This window comes from Bacteroides faecis (assembly GCF_020091505.1).
Classification (GTDB): Bacteria; Bacteroidota; Bacteroidia; order Bacteroidales; family Bacteroidaceae; genus Bacteroides; species Bacteroides faecis.
Window position 1 is genome coordinate 960,325 of sequence record NZ_CP081916.1, and the last position, 24,160, is coordinate 984,484.

The following is a 24,160-nucleotide window of genomic DNA, read 5'->3' on the forward strand; positions in this document are numbered from 1 at the left end:
GTTATCTTTTTCATATTCTTCCTCCTGATTTAAAAGTTAAAGTTCAAACCCATGCTGAACGTACGTGAAATCGGGTAGCGGCTGCTGTCGATACCATTGACGTCAACTTCCGGATCGAAGCCGGAATATCCGGTAATAGTGGCCACATTCTCGCAAGAGAAGGAGATGCGGGCATTTTCCAGCTGAATCTTTTGCATCCACTTTTTGGGCAGTGTATACGAAAGTGTAATGTTCTTCAGACGGAGGTATGAACCGTTTTCTACAAATCTGTCGGATACACGGCAGTTCTGATTCGGGTCTCCCCAGATAGCGCGGGGCATGGAGTTGCTAGTTCCTTCGCCTGTCCAGCGGTTCAATACGGCTGTGGTCTGGTTGTAAGCGGCTGCCATTCCTTCGTTGTCTACATTGTTGGCATTATAAATTTTATTACCCGATACACCTTGCAGGAAAACAGAGAGTTCCCATCCCTTATAAGAAAAATTGTTGGTCAGAGAGAAGAACCAGTTCGGGTTCGGATTGCCGATTACGGTACGGTCTTCATCGTTGATGACTCCGTCGTTATTCAAGTCCCGGAAACGGATATCACCCGGAGCGGCTCCCGGCTGGGTAGCGTGGCGGTTTACCTCATCCCAGTTCTGGAAAAGCCCGTCAGTCACATATCCATAGAATACATTAATCGGATAACCGGCTCTGAGCATAGTCACGTAGGAGTTGCCCATCTGATTGATAAACATCGGGGTCTCACTGTTCAAGTCCAGAATTTCGTTCTTGTTATAGGTAGCCGTCAAAGCAGATTCCCAAGAGAAAAGACCTTTCATATTGATGGTACGCAGGGTCATTTCCACTCCCTTATTACGCATCTTGCCGGCATTAGTGAAGGTTTCGGTAGTATCTTCAAAGCCGGAAGTGATAGGAATGGAAGCTTTCACCAACATATCGGTTGTCTTCTTGATATATGCATCCAGCGAAAGGTTGACACGTGAGTTGAACAGGCTCATATCTACACCGAAGTTGGTCTGGCGCACTTCTTCCCAATGAATATTCGGATTGGAAAGGGTCGTCGATACCAAAGCGGTAGAATTATTGTTGCCGAAAGGATAGACTCCCGTATTATAGGAAGCAACAAAACCGTAGTTACCGATTTCCTGATTACCGGTCACACCGTATCCGACGCGTAGTTTGAGATCGTTCATCAGGAAGTTGTTGTCTTTCGGAAACCAGTTTTCCTGAGAAATGCGCCATGCCAGAGAGACGGAAGGGAAAGTCCCCCAACGGTTGTTCTTGCCGAAACGGGAAGAACCGTCACGACGTACAGTGGCTGTGAGCAGGTATTTATCTTCGTAAGAATAGTTGAGACGTGCCATCAGAGAAAGCAGCGCCCAGTCACTCTGGCTACCGCCGAGACTGTACATCTTCTCGCCGTTGTCCATCTCGTGGATATTATCAAACATGAAGATATTCTTTTGAGCATTCAGATAGTCGTAGTTGTTCCATTGAGCAGAAGAACCAGCCATGACACCCACACGATGTTTCCGGGCGAAAGTATGATCGAATACAAAATAATTGTCCCACAAATAGGTGAACGACTTGTTATCGCTTTTATAGCGGGAGGATTCTTCTACCGGGTTCGGTTTCCAGTTATAAGCCGGAGTAAAGTTGTCGGCAAACCAGAATTTGGCATCATAACCGAAGGTACTTTTCAGCTTCAGCCATTTGGTAAAGGTGATCTCTCCGGTAATATTTGCCAGAAAGTTATATCCTTTGGTCTCATTGGTCATCATGTGCAGTGTACCGATCGGGTTGCGAATACTTCCGTACCATTGCGCCTCCTGCCCGGGACCGCTCCAACTGCCGTCTTCATTCTTCACCGGCTGGGTGGGAAGTGCTTTCATTGCATCTCCGATACTGTAAGATCCACCTTCTTTCACATCGGTACTGAACGTCAGGTTAGTCGTGAACTTCAGCCACTTATTGACCTGAGCATCGCTGTTGGCCTGGAAATTGAAACGACGGTAATTAACGCTTTCTACGATACCGGACTGATCGAGGAAACCACCGGATACATAGTAATGAGCCTTCTCCGTACCGCCGGAGTAGCTCACAGAGTAACTTTGTTTCACTCCCGTGCGCAGCATCTCATCCAGCCAGTTCGTTCCTGCTCCCAATAAAGAAGGGTCTGCCCAGTAAGGGTTTGTATTATCATCATTATTAGACAGCATATCATTGCTCAGGGCAGCATATTGAGCGGCGTTCAGCATATCGGGCACCTTGGTTGCATTCTGAACCGCCCAGTTTGCATTTACCGTTACCTTTCCCGCACCTTCTGCACCACGTTTGCTGGTAATCATCACTACACCATTTGCACCACGCGAACCGTAGATAGCCGTTGCCGAAGCATCTTTCAATACGTCTACCCGCTCTACATCAGCCATGTTCAGAGAAGACAATCCCAAGTCGGTAGGGATTCCGTCGATGACAATCAAAGGGTTACTGTTATTGATCGTTCCCAAGCCACGGATTTTAATGGTAACATTGTCACCCGGCTTACCGGCATCGATAATCTGTACGCCGGATACCTTGCCTTGCATCGCCTGACCGATATTGGCTACCGGAGAGTCTTTGATATCTTTCACCCCGACAGAAGACACGGCACCGGTCAAATCGCTCTTTTTCATTGTTCCGTAACCTATTACAACTACTTCATCCAATACTTCCGTATCTTCCTGCAAAGTTACTTTCAACGAGGTTTTCCCGTTCACCGAAATGGTTTGCGTCTTATAGCCGACAAAAGAGACAGTCAGTGTGCTGTTGGCTGAAACACTTAATGAGAAGTTACCGTCTATATCGGTAATCGTACCATTCGTGGATTTCCCTTCTATCACGCTGGCACCGATAACCGGCTCACCTGCAGCGTCTGCCACATGTCCTTTTACTGTAATCTGTTGTGCAAATGCACTAAGAGATAGGAACAAGCCCCACATTATTAATAAGAGGCGGCGTTCAAAGCCTTTCGACTTCATGCTCTGTTTCATGTACAATAATTTAAAGTTAATATTAGGATTACTATTTGTTCTCGCTGAAACAAAAGTATCCACAATTAAACCCGCTTCTTTTGAGAGATAGCAAAAATATAGTGATTTATACAGTAACATACAGTATAAACCATTAATAATAAGATTATTATAAAATAACAATTATGCTAAAAAAGTAGTGGTTTTCTTACTTTTCCGTCTTACCGGTTTTCACTTTTTCCCTTCATTTTCTCTATTCCGGGCGGGCGGCTTTCTCTTCCGTCTCCGCAACCTTCTCTTCTACCTTACCTATTTTCATCACTTTAGCCTCAAACTCATCTCGTTCGCCAAGTGCTTTATTACGGACACGCGTCCGGTAATTGTAGATGGTAGTAACAGAATAACGCAGGAATTGGGCAATCTTCGTACTATCCGTAATCCCCAGCCGGATAAGAGCAAAGATACGAAGCTCGGTATTTAATAGTTCTCCCGCTTTAGGCTGCATCGGCTCAACGAGCAGAGCATTGAATTCTTCCACGAAGTTGGGGAAGAGCTGCAGGAAGGTCATATCGAAATTAGCATAGAACTCTTTCAATTCTTCTTCGAGGAATTGGGAGGATTTGATTGCTTTATAGAGTTCTTCAACCTTACCAGCAGCCGCAATCTTATTCAGAGAGCGACGGTACAGGTCCATTTTGTCGAGGTATGTAGAACATTGGTCCATATATCGCCCGATATACTCTTCTTTGATATAGTTCGTTTCTGAAAGCGTATGGTTCATCTCTTTCAGTTGTGAATTGGAGTGATGAAGTTCTTCATTCAGCTCTTGCAACAGCGTATTGGTGTCAAGCACTTCACGACGGGCTGCCGCCACTTTCTTCATCTGTTTATAAACAAAGAAGACAGCTACCAGCAAGAAGATAGAAAGCAAGCTAATACAGATCAGCGATATCTTCATTTCCTGTTGCTGCCGCTTCGCTTTCAGCTGGTAGGCCTGATCGATGATAGGGAACACCTGAGAGATCTCTAATGTACGCAGACGGGCATTGCAAAGAGTAGCATCTTCTAACGAGCACTTCAGATAATTATAAGCGCGGTCTATATCTCCGTCCTCATAGACAAGAGAGGCCAGTTTCCGAAGAGATACATATTCTTTCACCGCCGATTTCAAATCGGCAATAGCCGAAAGAGCCAGATAGTGCTTTTGCCCTTTTTTATCTCCCTTCAGGCGATATCCTTCTGAAAGGGTGTAAGTAATCATAGCTTTGGAGTGTTCATCCATCGAAGGTCTTCCGTAATAATCCATCAGCATACGAATTGCTTCATCATATTGGGCATGGACTATACATTTATCAGCCATGACTAATACGTGCCCCAAAGAATCGGAAGCATTTATCTGCAAAAGAGAGTCCCGATACAGGTCTGTCATCCGGTAATATGCCTTCTTTTCTTTTTCCGTGACGGCATAGTCTCCCATCAGTCCATAGATGGTACGATATAAATGATAGTAATAGGAATACAGATAATCGGGCAATGTCTTCTTGTCTATCTGCCCCAGCTGCTCCAGAGCTTCTTTATACATTCCGGTTGTTCCCATTACCTCTGCCATATTCATCGCGGAATCATCCAGATAATCTTGTTTTCCCATATGAGAAGCCAGATTCTGCTTTCTTTGTGCATATACATAAGAAGAATCCAGATTATAGGCCCGATATTCATCGAAGAGCCTGCCACAAAACCCATAACGCTGTTCATCGGAAGTTGCTTCCGAAAGTAGTTTCTTCAGGTCAGCAATACGAGCTTCCTTCTCTGCTCCGTAAGTCTGGCGGTTCTTAATGATACCATCAATCTGACGAAGCAACGCGTCGGTACTCTTATCATCATTTCTTGCACAAAGCAAACAGGGAAGGACAACTGTCACGAAAATCAAAACAATCTTTCTCATAGTCTATGCATATTATTACTGCAAAGATAAAAGTCTTTCAGAAACCTCAAGCCTTTCTTACAATTATTATGATAAATGAGGCCATTAAAAAACAGACGGAGGATAATTATTATATTTGCAATAATTACATTTCTAATAATGGCCATAAATCTGGTCACACCAGGATAAAACAGATATGAAGTATCCGACAAATTATTAAGAGCCCGGCTATAAAGAAATTATTAACTATCTGATATTTAAAGAATATTTGTAAATAATCTCTTATAAAATCCTCAAAAAAGCGGTTTAAAGTCATTGTATTTAATCGGACTACTCATTGAACTGACTCCCTTTTCCTTTCTCCCGGATTGAGCTATTAGTGGATAACTCCATATATCCGTCCTACCTCTAAACCGTATAAATTGATTTAAATCAAAATCTTTCATGGCGAACTCACCCTGAGATATTTTGTTTTACCTTTGCGCTCCGATAAAAGTCACGCTAAATAAAGTAAGGTAAAAAAAGTAACAGGTATTAGGTTAAGTTTCGTATGAAGAAGAGTCTTATTGCATTGGCATTCGGTACCCTCGGATTGGGTATCGCAGAGTTTGTGATGATGGGTATACTGCCCGATGTAGCGAGAGATTTACAGATAAGTATCCCTACTGCCGGGCATTTTATTTCCGCCTATGCATTGGGGGTTTGTGTAGGTGCCCCCGTATTAACATTGGCCCGGAAGTATCCATTAAAACATATATTGCTGGTATTAGTCACCCTGATTATGATAGGTAATATCTGTGCAGCCTTATCACCTAGTTACTGGATGCTGCTTATTTCCCGATTCATCTCCGGACTTCCTCATGGAGCCTATTTCGGAGTAGGTTCTATTGTGGCAGAAAGACTTGCCGATAAAGGTAAAAGCTCGGAAGCTGTCTCCATCATGATTGCCGGAATGACCATTGCCAACCTATTCGGTGTACCATTGGGAACTTCTTTAAGCACCATGCTTTCGTGGCGTGCTACCTTCCTGCTGGTAGGTCTTTGGGGAATCGTCATTCTGTATTATATCTGGCGATGGGTTCCTCATGTAGAAGGACTGAAAGATACCGGCTTCAAAGGACAGTTCCGCTTTCTCAAAACTCCGGCTCCTTGGCTGATTCTCGGTGCTACGGCATTGGGAAATGGCGGTGTATTCTGCTGGTACAGCTATATTAATCCCATGTTGACAAATGTTTCCGGTTTCTCTGCCGAAAGCATCACCCCTCTGATGATTCTTGCCGGATTCGGTATGGTCATGGGCAATCTGATCAGTGGACGACTCTCTGACCGTTACTCTCCCGGAAAGGTAGGTACTGCTGCACAAGCACTTATCTGTCTGATGCTGCTGCTTATCTTCTTCCTCTCTCCTTACAAATGGGCAGCTGCTCTACTGATGTGCCTCTGTACAGCAGGACTGTTTGCTGTCTCCAGTCCGGAGCAACTATTGATTATCCGGGTAGCTAAAGGTGGAGAGATGTTGGGAGCTGCCTGCGTACAAGTTGCGTTCAATTTGGGAAATGCTATCGGTGCTTATGCCGGGGGACTTGCAGTTAGTGGTGGCTATCGCTATCCTGCCTTGACAGGTGTTCCGTTTGCGCTGATCGGATTTACCTTGTTCCTAATTTTTTATAAGAAGTATCAAGCCAAGTACTAGACTTTACAGCTTCCTAACCCCTTTATCGAATAAATACTGGATTTTCACCTTATTCTTAATCATTTTCGAATAGAGAGAAAAACCGAAGAATAAGAAGACCAATGGCACCATATTGACGATTCTGCTGACAGATGCATTTTCAAAAACGAGCAAACCAGCCTTCGGGGAAATAAGGCAATGCATGAATATACAGATGATCTGTATATCTGTCCCGTTTGAATGGAAGATTATGCAAAAGTGTTGTTATCTGACATGTAGAATATATATATCCAACTTGCAGCACATTAATGACTGACACGTTGAGTAAGGCTACCTGACATGTCAGCCATTAATGTTCTGCATGTCAGCTAACGGTATCCAACAAGTCAAGCTACCCTATTTGACAGGAAAGGTATGAATACCGAATTATTAGAATTGTAAAGATTCATATACCACCCTATTTATGAACGAAATACAGATTTTCATTCCTTTATTTCCATCCGTTCCTGCCGTCAGGCAGAAAAAGAACCTTCTAAAGAGATTAAAAATTCATTTTGTCAATTTGCTCCAGACCTTTTTCCAAACCTGCACAATTATCAGAAAAAGACAGAAAGTATACCAAGTTTCCCTCATTAGCTCAAAAATGACTGTCTCTGCAATAGATTTAGTAGAATTCTTGTTGTATAAACTACAAAAAGAAGTTGAATGATTCTTCAAAACCCTTGTCACTTTACCTTGTGAGAGAGTTTGTTCAAAGTATGCTGCCAGTTCAATAAATTATCAAGAAAAGAAAAAAGTAATAAAAAGGATGGAATGGACTTTAAAAGGAAATCTGCAAGTCTTAATATCTAAAGATACAAAAACTTGCAGATTTTAGATAGAGTTTACTAAATAATCGTTATTTGCTGATATTTAAATGTATAGCATATAAAATCTAATGATTTTAACACTAAATGCATCCTTTTTCACGTTAAACGACCTAAAACTACAAGCGAAAAATGGTATCGGTGTATTTTATAGTAGTATTTTTGCACACAAATGCCATTATCCATGCTGTATTTCTAAAAATATCTACGTTTTTGCTCAATTTTAGACAAAATAAATTATTCAGTGAACCTTACCTAGGAGTAGCAATGACATTATGAATATCAGCACACAAACTACTTTTAACGGTCGCCCAGTTATGACTTAACATTTAGTGCTACCCCACGTTGAAACAGAAAAATATATGAAGCCTATTGATTACCCAATCTTCTTTCCACTATTTCAAAAGGGACACGAACAGAAACACCTTTTTTCATTAGATTCATTAAATTAGGGTAAAGTCGATGCTTAAATGAATCCCAATTACGATATTCCATTTGGGTCCATCCGACCTCGGCCAAAGCCATACCACGAGGATAAGTCATGTATGTCACCCTATTGATATCCTGTATAGCTTCTGCCCATAAAGTACCCATTACCCCCTGTATATGTTCCTGTTCTTTAGCTGACACACCATAACCTGGATCAAACAGATAACACTTTTGTAAAGTGGTGACAGGCATCCCCCAATTATTGAATTCCGGAAAGTCACCTTTCAATTGCGGATAGTCTAAATAGGCATATTCACCTGGTGCCATAATTACAGGATTACCATACTTACAGGTAAGTTCCAAACAAGTAGGAGTTAAACCTCCTCGCCAACTAACCAATGTCACATCCTTAGGATAGGGAAAAAGATAATCCTTGGCAGGCGGATAAATATTATCAAGCTCGCACCAAAGAATAGGTGTTTTTTTGTTTTCCCGGACAAAAGATAACATACGATTAAAGAAAGGAATCATAAGCTGCGATGCTTTTTCATATCCTAGTTTTACCATCAATGCTCTACATCGTGAACACACAGCCCAGTTCTTATCGACAAGAGCTTCATCTCCTCCTAAATGAATATAGTGAGACGGAAATAATTTGGAAACTTCATTGATAATATCTTGATATACTGTATAAACTTTCTCAACACTTGCACAAAGCATATTATCATACTGTTTCCCTACTTTAGGTATCGTATCAACACAAATGTCGCAACCCAATTCAGGGTAAACAGCCAATATTTCTGTTGTATGTCCGGGAATATCTAATTCGGGAATGATCTCGACATTGCGTAGAGCAGCATAACGAATAAGATCAGCAAGCTGTTCTTGAGTATAATAATCTTTATTAGTCAACTGAGGATATTTCTTAATCTCAATTCTCCACCCTTGATCATCTGTTAAGTGCAATTGCAAAACATTAAATTTATAACATACCATTTGGTCAATGTAAAACTTAATATCATCCACTGATAAAAAATGCCGAGCCGGATCAAGCATCAATGCTCGATAAGAAAATCTTGGAGCATCATCAATCAATACTGGAGATATCTTTTTTTGCATAGTAGTACATACATCTCCTAGAAGAAGCTGATCTACAGTCTTCACTCCATAATAGACTGCCGCTACAGTGGCTCCACTAATTGTCATCCCCCGGCTATCTACATGTATAAGATAATGTTCATTTCCTTTTATAGAAGGATCTATCAACAAGCGTATATCAGCCCGGATAGATTCTGTAGAAGAGAGAGTGATCTGCATTCTCTCTTGAATGACACTCTGCAAACTATGCGCTGCAAACTCCAATTCCGGGCGATTTATATAAATCATTGTTTTCCCGTCAACCAAACAAAATGGTTTACCTTGCAACATGTTTACCTGATTCGGCATAGGTATCAGAGCAGAAGTCATGTCCTGAGCTGACAACCAACTGACAAAAAAGACAAAATAAAGGCTAATGTAAATTTTCATGGTTCATTAATTATTAAATCTATATCCATTTTAAATAATTCAAACAATATGCATATAAACTTTTTCATTCACTCAAACTTGATTTCATTTTAACTTCAAACATTTCTCTGTTTCCACTCTGATCCTTTCTCCAATCTACTTCGCTAAACATCCATACATCATTAATCTTTGCCAATTCTATCAGATGATGTAAAATCGCTTTTCTTTCAAGTAGACTGCCATATCCCAAACGTAGCTGAACATACATAATTCCCATTCTCTCCTTCTGTACTCTCGCTAATATGTCTCGATCGTTTTGGACACTATTTTCTGCCTTATCAAACAATTCATTATACTTCTTTAAACATTTTACGGACAGATAACCCATTCTATGAAATTCCGGTTCGCCATCGATTGAAAGTTTAAGTCCTGACTTTCTCAATTCCGATTCCATCATCTTTATATATTCATATAAATAAGGTCCTGCTGCTCCATAGTACCCATTCAGAAAGTCTTTCATCTGAACCAGAAAATCACAATTCGGATTCCATAACAACTTACTTAGCAAATAGCCTCTCAATTCGGCAAACTCTCCTCCTTTTTCACGATTACCCTGACAGAATATTCCTGTTGCATTATTTTTTATATAAAATTGAATATTGTCCTGCATTACAGAGAAGTTAGGAAAAGGAGAAATCAGATTTTGAAACTGTACAACATAATCCCAAACAACGATATCATTACAGATTCGTCCCCATTCTTGAAAATCATTCCTGAATGAAGCATGAATTGGAGAAGATGTAATAGGCAGGTTTATTCCATCACGGGCTGTTTCAATAGCACACAGTTGAATGGCGACATTAGGGGCAGGCTTCGTATATCGAGGGGCTTTGCGCGAATATATATATGCCAATGTAGCTATTTTCTTATGGGGGAATTTAGCAGCAACTTTATTGACATAACTAAGAATTGATCCACTGGGACTTCCATCATACTTATCCAAACGCTTACATTCGTCACATGTGCAATTTCCGTTCCCATCCATCTGGCTTATGCTCCAATAAGTAGCAGTAGAATCTGCCCATACAGGCATACCGGTGACAGGCTTACTCATTTCTTTCCGAAGTTTTTCGACCGACAGCTTTAATACATCAGGATTGGTCAGGCATAGCTGCGTACCACCTTCTTTACCGACAGGAGCTATTCTTTTTCCATTTATTTCAGAAAAATACTCGGGATGAGTATCATAAAGAAAAGGTGGAACCATCGAGTATAACGAATGGCACCAATATCCCCATCCTGCATGATTCCCTCCACTAATAGCGAAACGATATGGCGCAACCTTATTTTGCCGTTCACCATTCCCGTTCAGTTTAAGGATGCCAGCGATATAAGGGTCACACAACTCATAATAATATACTTCACGCCATTTTACGGGCGATTTATATCCAATGTTGCAGGTCTTTATCCGAGTAGTGCCCGAGAACGGAATAATTCGAACCTTGGAAGAATACCACCTGCATTGCAAAAAATCTTCAAGAAAAGTATAGACACCATACAGTACCCCTCGCGCATTTCCACCGTCTATTGTCAGACTATTATCATCTACACGGATTATAAATTCATCATCAGCGGATTCTTTTAGTGTATTCGGAAGAAAAACTGCCTTAACCGGTTTCTCCGTCCCCACAGTTAGTTGATTAACCGCACACTGTTTTTCAGCTTTCACTTCACATATAGCTCCGGTGGTTTCAGCCAGATATCTGGCCAGTTCATTAGCGGCATAACGCATAAGCTTTGGAGAATCTTGCCGGATATAAATGGCATATTCCTTATTCTTCGTAATAGTGAATCCTCCACCAAAACTATAACAGGAAAATAAAAAAAACGATATAAATGCAATGCAATATTTCATGGGCAATAATAATCATGGATATTTTGCTAATATCCGATATACAAAAAGTTCATTGATCAAAATCTCTCAAACGAATATAAGAAATGATTCGATTCAAACTTATCTAAGGTTTTACTTATGGAAAGTGAATCCAACAGAAAGGTTGATTGAGTTCATATTATCACAATAGCTTCCGAGTTCAAGAGGCTCATCGCTTGCTTGCACATATTTCTGAATATCTTTCACCCTCTTGAAACTAGGGAAGCCAACTATCCCAGATAACTTGACGCGCAGTGATACAGCTTTGGACAAGCGTAAATTTCCTCCTACCGAAATGTCCCCCGAAACGGCTTTGGCAGACATCGTAATCCGAGGTCTAGTCAGTCCCACTTGAACGGGAGCATCCTTCTGTTCCATCCACCCATAGCCTACCGATGCCATGAAAAAGAGATTATTTTTCCTTTTCGGAGACCAGAACCTAATATGAACAAGTGGTCCGAGATAATTATAGGAAAGATCACCACCTAAAAGGGAACGGTAATTGTATTTGACGCCATATCCTATCCGTTTGGAAACAAAATAAGTAATGTCTGCCCCAATATAATAACCTGTGCGAGCTTGAAATCCACTTCCGGAAGTTAGATCCGGATCTTGACGAAATGCTCCCAACTGATGGGCAACACCTGCATCAATGCCGATCTCAAGAAGAGGATACCAAGGTCTCAGACGATTGGAATAGAGACTTCTAAATAGTTTCTTACGCACCAAAAGAACAGAATCTTTGTGAATGAGACCTTCCATACGTTTACCATCCATCATAAATATAAACGGATAAAATCCTTTCTCGTCAAGCACCCCTACATCACAGTTAATAGAATCTTTCCTTTGGGTAACCAGCAAGTCTTGAGAAAACATTGAAGAAGCACAGCTCCATACTAATAGAAAGAGAATGAGACACGACTTCATAAGCATATTTTTAATATTGAATAATATCATGCAAACCCAAAAGAAATAAAGGGGAGGCGGTTGCCCCCCCTTTACCTTTTGTCTGTTATCACTGTTTAATCCTAATCAAAACGGAAAATTACCATCAACCACTTCCGGTGCCTTAAATACATCCAGCGAATCTTTACCTGGCACATAGTAGGTACTATAACTATATGCACCCCGTGACTTCGGATTCGGCAGAATTATGTCATTCACTTGCGATGATATACGGCAGATTGCTTCAGTTCCATCTGCCTTTTCGTAAGTGAAATCCACATACTTACTGCTGTTACTGATTCCCCACGTCAATTTGACTCCATCGACGTCTTCGGCTACGTTTATAAGTTCCCTTATTTTCAGTTGCGAAATATAGCTATCTCCATACACGTTACCTGTCACAGTAGACGCGATAGAATTGACTCCTTTCGAACCGGTCTGAACTAATTCGAACTCATAAGATGATTCCTTCACATTAAATATACAGAAATTATAGCGATCTTTCAGGAGGTTGTTACGGTCTATTTCGCCCACAACCGAATCTGTCCGATTATTCCAATAGATGATATATCCTTCTACGCGAGGGTCTTTCCCTGCAAGCCATCTAAGCTGCATCCGTCCATTTCCACCGGTTGTCAGCAGTGAGTCGGGACGTCCTATGTAGTTAATCTCACCTCGGTCAAGATAATCTTGTATGATATCGTTCATTCCAGAGCACGAAGCAAACAGGAAGAATAAGCAAATAATTGGTAAATACTTGTTTTTCATCATAATCTTTTTGTTTTTTACTTTATAATCTTACCCCAGAATCCCCATTCCGATATATGGACATTATCTGTCGCTCCTCCCCACGTGATAACCAACTCAAAACGGATATAACGTACCGGAGGCAAATTGGGGTCTACCTCAAACTCGAGTCCCGACAACATGACATCATTATCATCCTGTGGTGAGCCACCGTTGAGAGAAGGCTTTTCGGCCTCAAAATCTCCCACTTTATACCAGCCTAGTGCCGTATCAGTAGCAAACTTTCCGGGAGGAACACCATTCGCGTCTTTATTCCAATACTCCTCCTCATCCGAAGGATGGGCATCTTGAGAAGGTTTTGGATCGGCTGTGGCATAAAGACGCCATTTCCGGGGATTGTGATGCCCCCATCCTGTGTTCTGGCGATACCAAAGTTTGTAACGTCCCAATTTAACCAGACAACCTAAATCAATAGTAAAGTAAACCGGGCTTTGTGGAGGACCATAATTAGTGTGGAACATATTTTCACCAACTGTAATGCCATCAAACATATTCCAGAACTCAAAATTCGTCCAGCTAATATTCGTAGGGTTGTCAAAAGGTAACCAATAACGTTTCATTGCTCCTTTACCATTTTCTTTGGGGATCTCTTCTTCAAAATAAGGAGTGAATTTCCCCTCCTTTATCTCTGAATTATTTCCCCAACGGTCGCGTATCTTCACAGCAAATGTCCTTTCTTTATCATCAAATCCCCTAAGCGTATATTTACCTTTGGGGACAGATGTATAGACGACATCCGCTTCGGTAAGATATCCATTGTTGTCAGACGCGTAAATCACAATAGCCACCGATTCACGGACTTTATTTTCCCAAGTAAGCTGTATACCGCCCGATGCCGTCACCATATGAATGGTTTCGAAAACCTGTTCGACAACCGGAGTAAGGGGTTTAATATCTACAGGTACGGCTTTTCCTTCGTTACCACTCCGATCTACACAACACACCTGTATAGTCTGTGGATCTGTATTTCCGAAACCAACTATTTTTAACGTATCGGTATAGAGCGAAGCACTTGTATTCTGCATTTTCCCATTGAGCTCGTAATAAGCCTTCACGTAAAGTAGATCGGGGTCAGACGGAGCCTTATAAATAATGTTAGCTCCACCTGGAGTACTCTCCACCTTAACAACACTAATTGTGCCCGGAGAGGTACTATCAGTAGATGGTTGTCCCACAAATTCTTCCGTACAACATACCAACAAGGCTGATAAGAAGAGAAAGAGGACAGGCATGAAATATTTTGTTTTCATTGCTGTTAACTTTTAAATTGATTATGTTACATACTTACTTCCATTCCGGATTCTGTTCGAGATTCCGGTTAACATCCAGAGCGCTCTGACTTATGGGCCAAAAATAGTCTTTCACCGAGAATGAAATACTAGGCTGCAGTGTTTGTACCTTATAATATTCATTCGGATTGCCTTCGGTCACACTCCACCCGCGTATCGGCTTCGCAAATTCTTGTTCTATAGTCTTCCAACGTCTGATATCCCAATAGTACTGCCCTTCGAAAGCCAGTTCATTTGCCCTCTCACGATGAATAATCTCACGCATACCATCCTGACTAAGCGGTTTGTTAGGATCAAGCGAATATTTTTTCCAACTGTCGACAACACCCTCCAATGAAGCACGCTTCCTGACCAAATCAATATACTTGTAAACTTCATCATCGGGAGCCGACTTAACCTCATTAAGTACTTCGGCATACAAAAGATAAAGATCTGCCAATCGGACAATAGGGAAAGGATAAGCATAACCCACGTATGAATTTTCCTTTACGTATGAAGTCAAAGCCACCATTTTCTTAGGTGTATACCCGGTGATTGAAAACTTCTCAGCGGCCGTACGGCCTGCAGTTTCACCGCTCCGCATTTGTGCCACCTCCATCGTTTTGTCACTACCTGGAGTACCAGTAGTAGCATATGTATCATACAGAGTTTTATCTTTACCATACACTGTTCCTCTATCGAAATTGAGTGACGCGTAGAAACGGGTTTCACGTCTGAAATGTAGCTTGGCCGTTACCTGAGGATTATTTGAACTATACCACATGTAATATTTATAGTCCGAAGTAATAGCCTGCGTCTGATAACGCTCCTTGTAAAGTTCCTGCCAAGTCTTATCCTCGTCAATAGGAACTCCATTGTCAGAATAAAAACGTTCTACGGTTTCAAGCGTAGGAGAAAGCGCTTCGGTAATTTCCGAACTGAGTCCATTTCCACTTGTACGGACATCACAGTTAATCTGCAATCGATTAATAGCCCCGGCACTTCTACCCCAAATCACCTCTTTATTCCAGCGATCGGTCACTGCCAGCCTGATATTCAATGTTCTCTTAGTGGAATCGCTGATACTTCCGAAATACTTGTCGTAATAATACAACTTATGTCCTGCCTTTTCAGACACATCAATAGCCTCTTTCAATGCCACGGCAGCACGTTGCCATTTTTCTGCCTTATACTCGACGGGGAAGAGATGAACGCCTCTGTTGTCAACATAATTAGCATAGTAAGGGTTGCCGTTATATAAAGGACTGGCAGCGTAGGCAAGACATTTTGCCTTGATGGCCAATGCGATAGGCTTAGTGATCCTTCCCAACTCCTGCGATTCGGAAGTAACCTGTTCAAACAGATCGGGTAGCGCTTTGTCGATAGTGCTTACAATATAATCGACTACATCGTCGGAGGGATCTCGATAAACCCGAACCTTATCCGGACCAGCGGAAACCAGGATGTTCGTATCTGTAATCGGTATAGGACCATAGCGCACCCACAGATAATAATGGTAGTACGCTTTCAAGAACGTAACTTCGGCAATCCAACGGGCACGCTCTCCTTCAGTCAAATCCTGAGGCTTATAAATGTTTTCAAGAAAAATGTTACAGTCTCTGATAGCGATCCAGAGGTTTTTCGCGTTAGCACCGCCATCCCAATAGTTACTGATAGGATTTCCTACCGTCTGGAATCCCTGATCCCTGAACATATCCCATACATCACTCTCGAAGAAATTAAAATAGCCGCGTCCTTCCTTCGCTATCCAGCATTCACCACTAACCATCGCCGGATTGTTCGGAGCGGTCTCATCATTCGGAAGATACGAATAACAGGTAGCTAGAAACTTTTGGGCGGAGATCCGATCGATAAATGCATGGTCGATAGTCGGAATATTATCTGGAATCACATCTAGATAATCACCACAAGAGGTAGTAAATAGAAGTGCTATCAGCACCTTAGATATATGTCGTATTTTCATAATCACGGAAGATTAAAAAGTTAAGTTTATACCAATATTGATAACTCTTTGCAAGGGATATCCCAATCCATTACCGGCCATCTCAGGATCCCATAGCTTAAATTTGCTAAAGCATAGCAAATTGGTCGCGCTCAAATAAAGACGCGCTACCTCAACTCTAGCCTTTCGGGAAATATCCTTAGGAAGTGTGTATCCCAATTCCGCTGATTTCCATCTCAAAAATGATCCATCCCGCATAAACCAAGTACTTCGTTGGTTATTGTTACTCATACCGCCAACAGATAATCTCGGCCAGAAAGCACGAATATTACGATCCGTTTCCGACCAATGATCGTCGGCAATCACTTTTAAAAGAGCTCGTTCACCGCCAAACGGACTGATATGGTCATCCCCCGTCGTATCGATCCAGAAAGAGGAACGAGCCGACCCTTGAAAGAAGGAGGAGAAGTCGAAACTTTTATATCCGATAGAGAAACCCAGTCCATAGATGATTTCTGGGCTCGTCGGGTATCCAATCGGAACTACGTCTTTGGCATTAATGATTCCATCATTATTAATATCTTTGTATTTGATATCCCCCGCAGTGTATGCTCCGAAGTCTTGTCTAGGTGAATTACGTACATCTTCATCGTCTACAAATAGTCGTTCGGCGATAAGTCCTCTGCCTTGTCCAAGTTGCGATCCTGTTATGCGACGCCACGGAGAATCGAAGTAATTCGGCTCTTCAAAAACTACATATTTTGCTTTCGCATAGGTAAAGTTTCCTCTGGCCGTGATCCAGAAATCTTTATTTATCACTTCGTTGTAGTCAAGCGAGAGTTCAAATCCGCTTCCTTTCGTCTCTCCGATATTCGCTTGTGGGGCCGACTGAAGTCCCATTGTCGTAGGTATGCTGGCACGATTCTGAAGTATCTTCTTACGCCGCTCGATAAAGAAATCACCTTGCAACTCTATTTTATTAAAGAGACCTAGCTCAAAACCGTAGTTTTGCTTGTAGGAAGTCTCCCATGTAATAAAAGGGTCGGCATAGCGGGATGTAGAAACACCCGTTACATTATAATCAAAATTCGTTCCCCAAGAGTAGCCTTTGTCACCATTGTTAAGATTAACGTTGGAGAGATAGAAGAAACGATCCGTCGGTTCTCCGATCTGGTCATTACCAACCATACCATAAGTAGCCTTGAATTTCAATTTATTGACAATATCTTTATTAATTCCCCAGAATGCCTCATTAGAGATTATATAACCTACACCGGCAGACGGGAAGAATCCAAACCGCTCCTGCGCTGCAAACCGTTCTGAGCCGTTATAGCCGAAATTCGCCTCAACAAAATAGCGGCTGTCATAGGCATAAGTGAAACGACCTGATAGCCCGATATTACGCTTAGGCAGAGAGAGAAGCAAGCTGCCGGCATTTCCGTTCAGTTCTTCCCTGAGGGTATATACCAACAATCCGCTTACGCTATGCTTCTCCGCATAAGTCTGGTTGTACTGCAATGCGGCTTCCACATAAGTGGTACTTGTAACTCTCTTCTGACCTTCGTTATAATTCAGATATTCCGTACCGTCCTCATTATTTAAAGCCAGAAGCTGGTAAACGTCCGATTTCTTATCATAACTTCCGATTCTGTAATAATACGGCTGATAAAAGCGCGAGACATCAAAAAAGGAGTAACGAGTGGTATTAAACATAACTCTCGCTGATAGCCCCTTCACAATGAAATCTAAATTCTGCTTCAATTCCACCTGCGCTAAAGCGAGACTTTCGCTATAGTTCTTATATCCTTTCACCAGATCGGCATAAGGATTGATGTAATTGGCTCCGTCGTAATTTCCGAAGAGCAGATGCCGGGTGTTTTTGTTGGCTTCGTCTTTGGGATAGACAGCCGGAAAAAGAACAGGATTGGTACGCATGATGCTTCTGAATACATCCGTTCCACCCTGAATAGGCCCTGTATAGCTATCAAACGTTCCGTGCATTCTGAATATCACTTCCGTAGAAGGCGTGATATTCATATTAACATTAGTACGCAAGGAGAACTTTTTCAGATTGATATTACTGTTGAAATTATTCTCTTTGGCTACTTTCAGCAAGCCGTTGTCTTGATTATATTGCGCGGCGATATAAAAACGGGCCACCTTTCCACCACCGCTTAGGTTCACGTTGAGACGCTGGTTGGAAGTGAAATCCTTCATGATTTCTTTCTGCCAGTCGGTAGCAGGATAAACATAGGGGTTCGACCCCGGTTTGCCAGTATTGTTAATCTTATCTTCCGAGTAAAAATCTACTCCAAGTGGATTGCGCGTTTTGACTGCCTCATTATACAGTTTCATATAAGTAACCGGGTCCGCCAATTCAATATTCCGCGTTGCTGCTGAGAATGAGTTTTCGAAACGGACGGAAAACTTTGCAGTTCCCTCCTGTCCCTCCTTGGTGGTTACCAAGATTACACCATTCGCGCCACGAGCGCCATACAAGGCGGTGGCATTGGCATCTTTCATAATAGAGAAGGAGGCGATATCGTCTGTATTGAGCCGCCCCAAATCATTTGCCGTAAGCTCTATCCCGTCAATAAGTATTAGAGGGTCTTTTTTTCCCGTACCGAAAGTGGTGACTCCACGCACAAAGAAGTCCGCGTTGTCCTGCCCCGGTTCACCGCTGCGTTGATAAGCAATGATACCGGCCATACGTCCCGCAAGCGCGGTGGTCAGGTTACTGCTGGGCACTTTCAGCTCTGCAGGCTTGATAGTCGAAATTGACGCTATCACACTCTCCTTCTTCTGAGTTCCGAAAGCGACTATCGCCACCTCATCCAGCATATTCTCATCCTCGAAAAGAGTGATACTACGAAATTTATTCTGATTTTTTCCGTTAAAAGTCAGTGTTTGCGATTTGAATCCCATGAAGGAAATCAGAATTTTACAGCCTTCCGATGGAACCGAGATACTGTACTGTCCGTCCAAATCAGTAATAACACCTTCATTGGTTCCCTCAATACGAACATTCGCCCCTATAACAGGCTCATTATCCGCTGACAGGATTACTCCTTTCAATTCGGATTTTGTCTTATTCTGAAATACGGATGCGACCTCGCTTGTTTCAGCCTTCAGAGCCAATGGTAATCCACATGCAAACAGAAAGAACAGGTAGACCGTACACCATTCTTTCCATCGAAAGTGAAATTGTCTTTCAATAGTTGAGTAATGTTTCATAAAAATTTTGTTTTTCATTAATAAAATAGATTTCATAATAATACCGAAACTTTTTTTGTTCCATAGGCTAACAATTAATTTAAGATTATAATAATAAGGTATTCTCTTCCGGCAAAACGGATCCACTAGAAGAAATTAAGCTTTCTCCTCCTTTTATTACTTGCAAAAGTATAAATAACGGCCTTTTTTCATTGCAGGCATTTTAATCATAAACTCCCGTTTTTTTATTCAAATACAGTCACAGAACACCAGAAGGACCACATTAAATCGTTTATTCGATTCTTTATCAGTTACGGGGTTCCTTGACATTTAGTCTCTCCATATGCCCGACAACATTTTCCCACATATTATAGGAATATGTGAGAAAAACAAAACTTATGATATATTTGGAGAAAATTTGCCGACAACTCAATTCTATTGGTGCTCAGCTGAATTATCATATCTGGAAGGTGAAACTTTAAACTTGGCGACAAAATGCTTTCTGAATGTGTCATAATCATTATACCCCACCATCTCACAAACTTCCTGAACGGAATACTTCTTCAGCAGCAACAAGGACGCAGCTTTGCTGATTCTTACATTACGTATCACCTCAATAATGGATAGCTGACAAATATCTTTTATTTTGCGATACAACGTTGGCTGGCTCACATTGAGCAGACCGGCCAACATTTTGGCACTAAAGACGTCATTGGTTAGGTTCGCTTCAATAATGTTAATCACTTTCTGCATAAATGCCTCTTCTCCGCCAACCTCCGGAGCACTGTCTGAGAACTTTAAATTCAAGGACTTCGAGTAAAAGTTCTTCAGCAACTGCCGTTGCAGAAGTAAATTTTCAACTTTAGCCTTCAGAACTCCTGCATTAAATGGTTTGGTAAGATAGTCGTCAATTCCTAGCTGAGTTGCCTTAATGATATCAACATCCTCAGCTTTTGCCGTCAACATTATGATTGGTATATGAAATGTAGGACTATCACTTTTAAGCTTTTTACTAAATTCAAAACCATCTTTTATTGGCATCATTACATCAGTTATAACCAAATCCGGTAATAATTGCCCAGCCATTTGAATTCCCTCTTCGCCATTGCAAGCTTCATAAATGCGGTATTTATCACTAAACAAACTTACAATATAATTTCTGACCTCCATATTATCTTCTACGATTAGTAAAGACCACTCATTCAAATTCTTAATAGAAGACATTGTTGGCGCCTGTTCAGATAAAAGATCTACTTCCGCATTCTCTGAAGATTCCAATATCTTATAATTATCATCTGCAAAATGCGATTTTCCTTCGGGAATAAAAAGAGTAAATGAACTTCCCTCGCCAACCTTGCTGGCCAATTTGACAAAGCCGTGATGTAATTCCAACGTACTTCTCACAATATATAATCCTATTCCTACGGCTGTAGAGTATTTAGGGAATTGGTCTCCTGTTGCAAATGAGCTAAAAATGCGGGATTGATGTTCTAAAGCAATTCCTACTCCTGTATCTCTGACTTGTACACAACAGTATCCATCGCCATCCTGTTCATTGTAAAAAACTGTTAAGGATATTTTTCCTCCGGCTGATGTGTATTTAAAGGCATTGGACAACAAATTTTTTATTACCGATTCCATCTTCTCCACATCTATATATATATCTGTATTGTAATCTATATCAATATTGAATTCAAATCCTTGTTGAACAGCAAATTCTTTAAAAGAAAAAGCGCTTCGCTCCACTAAATCCTGAATTGCAGTTTTACATATACTTAACTTCAACATACCCGCTTTCATCTTTTGAACTTGAAGTAATTGATTGATAAGATATTGGATTGAGTTAGCACTTTTGAGAATATATTGCAACTTCGTATAAGAAGCGCTATTCTTGTCAGTCGACAGTAGAAGCTCGCCAAGGGGGGCAAATATTAAAGTCAAAGGAGTCCTGAGATCATGAGCTACTTGAACAAAGAATTGCTCTCTCTCCTTACTCATGTTATGTTCTTGTTCCTTTAACATATTTGCCGTGTCAAGGTCATGTTCCAAACACAGCATTCGCTCCCTTCTGCATTGCTGATTTTTTATCTTCTGAAATAAATAAAGTAAAATTGTTATAACGCAAAGAACTACACCGATTCTGAATATCCAGGTTTGCGACCAATGTGGCAGAATCTTTATTTTTAAAGTTGTTATTTCTCCATTGTATTTCCCCGGATAAATGGCTCTCACTTGGAAAGAATACTTGCCGGCATACAAGTTAGCATATGAAACTCCTTCACCATCATTACAAATATTCCATTCTTTTTGATAAGGATACAATCTGTATTCATACTTTTGCATGCCATAGGAATAGGAGCAATTACTAAATGCAAGTGCTAAATTTCGATTTTCATAATTCAATTTTATTTCATTTGTATAAGTGATTTGTTGATTCAAAATAGTTTGTTTATTATATTTTTCCCCTATGTTTATACGTTTTCCATCTACTTCAAGATTAGTGATAAAGACTTTATTTTTATAATTGGACTCAAATGAAAAAACTGCTTTTTCTGGATTAAAACATAGCACCTGTTTGCTTCCTCCAAAAAATAAAACATTACCAATCTTAGCAACCGACCGATTACTTCCTGAAATATAATAATTATAACACTTCGATTTCTGGTCATACCTTGTTATTCCGGAATTAGTGCCAATCCAAATATCCCCTTCTTCTCCTTCAGTTATACAATTAATCCAATTACTAATCAGTCCATCCGCAACCGTGAGAAACTTTGAAAAACGCATTGTCTTATTACGAATAATACCAAGCCCGTTTTTAAAGCCAACATATACATTGCCATCAGACGCTACCAATACACATTGAGCCGTATTAGCTGGTTGTGACTGCACACATTTAGTTACTTTCCAGTCATTTTCTTTCGTCTGTAAGTAAAAGACGCCTATTCCAGTCGCAACCCACAAATTATGTTCCCTATCTTCTTTTATATCGAACACTTTAGGATGCTCGTTATCCAACATAATATGTTTTTCAATATGAAATTGCTTATCAAGAAGAAATAACCCATTTGATGTTCCTACCCAAAAATGATTTTGGGCATCTATAAACAATGAATGAACAGACACATTCAAATGAGACAATGCATCATATATTCTATATGATGCACGAAAAGAATCATAACAAACAAGATTACCATCTTTATTACCAAACCACAAATTACCTTCCTTGTCCTTTACAGAACATAAAAATGTAGGACTGACATTGGGTATAGAAATAGGTTTAAAATCTAAATTCTGTCCTTTTTCACTATAAGGCTCCACACTTCGCATGATACCCAAATGATAAGTAGCAAGATAAATATTATCTTTATTATCAGCTACAATACTTTCTGTTTCATTATCACACCCCTGTTCAAAGCGTTTATAGAAGTTCCAACGTAAATCAATCATAATCACTCCTCCTCCATGTGTCCCAATCCATAACACACCTACAGGATCATAATAAGAAGAAATCATACGCGTTTCTATATTCTGATTTACATCACATGACATTTGCTGAAAAACCTCAGAGACCCATGCATTCTTTTTATAAGTATCTCGATGTATGATAGTGTAACCAAACCAAGTAGCGGCTACATATGAATTTTCAGATAAGCAACATACCGAATATACATCATTGTGTGATAGACTAGAATAAGTACTACCGTTGACCAAATGGTCTACATGCTGCAAAAACCTGTCACAAATAAAAATGCCATCAACCATCGAAGTAATCCAAAGACTCTGATCATAATATGAAATTGACGATATCCCTATTTTTTCATTCGTAATTGGCAATTGCACCATTTCCTTTATATTCATCGTACTCCATTCTATCATCAACACGCGTCCAAAATTAGTGACGACATAAAAGTCCTTTTTATCAGACGAAAAACAAAAATGAACAAACATTTCCTCTTCTTTTAAAGGATATTTATAAGTTCCAATTATTTGCGCTTGCGGCTTAGTAGTCCTCTGCAATACATTTATCTTCAGAAAAAATTGAGTATCACAGGCTAACAATACAGAATCATTCATTAGTGAGAAATCCATAATTTGACAATTCTTATTATTTATCCGAATGTTCAAAGGTTTCACACATTCTTTCTTACTGTCAAATAAAGTGATCCAATCATTGCTCAAAAGGTACAATAAATCTTCATTCGTTTCTTCTATTTTCGAAACCGAAATATTAAAATCATCCCATATCGAATAGTTATAAAAGCTTTTGCCATCATATCTACTTAATCCATAATTAGTTCCAAACCACATAAAGCTCTTCTGATCCTTATGAATACAAAAAATCATATTATCTGCCAGACCATCTTGTGTCGTAAAATTACGAAACTTATTACCTAATGTGGTATAAGATGCGTGAATAACCCCAACTGGTAAATGGATGAGTAAGAACAATATTAACAGACTTCTTGTCAGTACTCCGGGTTCAAGTTGATTATGTTCGTAGTTTTTCATCATATAGATTGAAATTTAGACTGGTTATAATAGTGAATTATAGATGTTTCATAAGTATTTTTTCTAGCCAAGCAATATTATGCGTGTAATTGATTCTCAATTCTTATTGTT

The 24,160-nt window shown here is 40.5% G+C and carries 11 protein-coding genes; 1 reads left to right on the top strand and 10 read right to left on the bottom strand.

What is annotated here, in order from left to right; translation table 11 throughout:
* Positions 1 to 29: 29 nt before the first annotated feature.
* Together K6V30_RS04235 and K6V30_RS04240 are read right to left on the bottom strand one after the other, a co-directional pair.
* Entirely contained in the window at positions 30 to 3,032 is a 3,003-nt protein-coding gene (locus K6V30_RS04235; protein ID WP_055269318.1) for a SusC/RagA family TonB-linked outer membrane protein, read from the bottom strand.
* A gap of 232 nt (positions 3,033 to 3,264) precedes the next feature.
* Positions 3,265 to 4,956 (bottom strand): DUF6377 domain-containing protein, encoded by a 1,692-nt coding sequence (locus K6V30_RS04240; protein ID WP_055269269.1) that lies wholly within the window; start codon positions 4,954 to 4,956, stop codon positions 3,265 to 3,267.
* A gap of 529 nt (positions 4,957 to 5,485) precedes the next feature.
* Between K6V30_RS04240 and araJ the strand changes: the two genes are divergently transcribed.
* Positions 5,486 to 6,628, top strand: a complete 1,143-nt coding sequence (gene araJ, locus K6V30_RS04245) for an MFS transporter AraJ (protein ID WP_022301329.1) — start codon at positions 5,486 to 5,488, stop codon at positions 6,626 to 6,628.
* Between the two features lie 1,214 nt (positions 6,629 to 7,842).
* Here the strand turns inward: araJ and K6V30_RS04250 are convergent.
* The 8 genes from K6V30_RS04250 to K6V30_RS04285 all read right to left on the bottom strand — a co-directional run bounded on the left by K6V30_RS04250 (position 7,843) and on the right by K6V30_RS04285 (position 24,052).
* Positions 7,843 to 9,429, bottom strand: coding sequence for a beta-N-acetylhexosaminidase (locus K6V30_RS04250; RefSeq protein ID WP_055269271.1), 1,587 nt, complete (start codon positions 9,427 to 9,429; stop codon positions 7,843 to 7,845).
* Positions 9,430 to 9,493: 64 nt separating this feature from the next.
* Complete coding sequence (locus K6V30_RS04255; protein WP_055269272.1) at positions 9,494 to 11,323, bottom strand: DUF4838 domain-containing protein; 1,830 nt, start codon at positions 11,321 to 11,323, stop codon at positions 9,494 to 9,496.
* Between the two features lie 111 nt (positions 11,324 to 11,434).
* The gene (locus tag K6V30_RS04260; protein WP_141758178.1) at positions 11,435 to 12,268 is read right to left on the bottom strand and encodes a hypothetical protein; all 834 of its coding nucleotides are present in this window, start codon (positions 12,266 to 12,268) and stop codon (positions 11,435 to 11,437) included.
* A 105-nt stretch (positions 12,269 to 12,373) separates the two neighbouring features.
* Positions 12,374 to 13,057 carry a DUF4998 domain-containing protein gene (locus K6V30_RS04265; protein WP_055269274.1) on the bottom strand — a complete coding sequence of 228 codons (684 nt, stop codon included), beginning with the start codon at positions 13,055 to 13,057 and terminating at the stop codon, positions 12,374 to 12,376.
* Positions 13,058 to 13,071: 14 nt separating this feature from the next.
* Positions 13,072 to 14,343 (bottom strand): DUF4959 domain-containing protein, encoded by a 1,272-nt coding sequence (locus tag K6V30_RS04270; RefSeq protein WP_055269275.1) that lies wholly within the window; start codon positions 14,341 to 14,343, stop codon positions 13,072 to 13,074.
* Between the two features lie 34 nt (positions 14,344 to 14,377).
* Positions 14,378 to 16,345, bottom strand: coding sequence for a RagB/SusD family nutrient uptake outer membrane protein (locus tag K6V30_RS04275; protein ID WP_224207260.1), 1,968 nt, complete (start codon positions 16,343 to 16,345; stop codon positions 14,378 to 14,380).
* A gap of 12 nt (positions 16,346 to 16,357) precedes the next feature.
* On the bottom strand, positions 16,358 to 19,558 hold the full coding sequence (locus tag K6V30_RS04280; protein ID WP_117615196.1) for a SusC/RagA family TonB-linked outer membrane protein: 3,201 nt from the start codon (positions 19,556 to 19,558) through the stop codon (positions 16,358 to 16,360).
* Between the two features lie 414 nt (positions 19,559 to 19,972).
* The gene (locus K6V30_RS04285) at positions 19,973 to 24,052 is read right to left on the bottom strand and encodes a hybrid sensor histidine kinase/response regulator transcription factor (protein ID WP_055269277.1); all 4,080 of its coding nucleotides are present in this window, start codon (positions 24,050 to 24,052) and stop codon (positions 19,973 to 19,975) included.
* Positions 24,053 to 24,160: the final 108 nt, after the last annotated feature.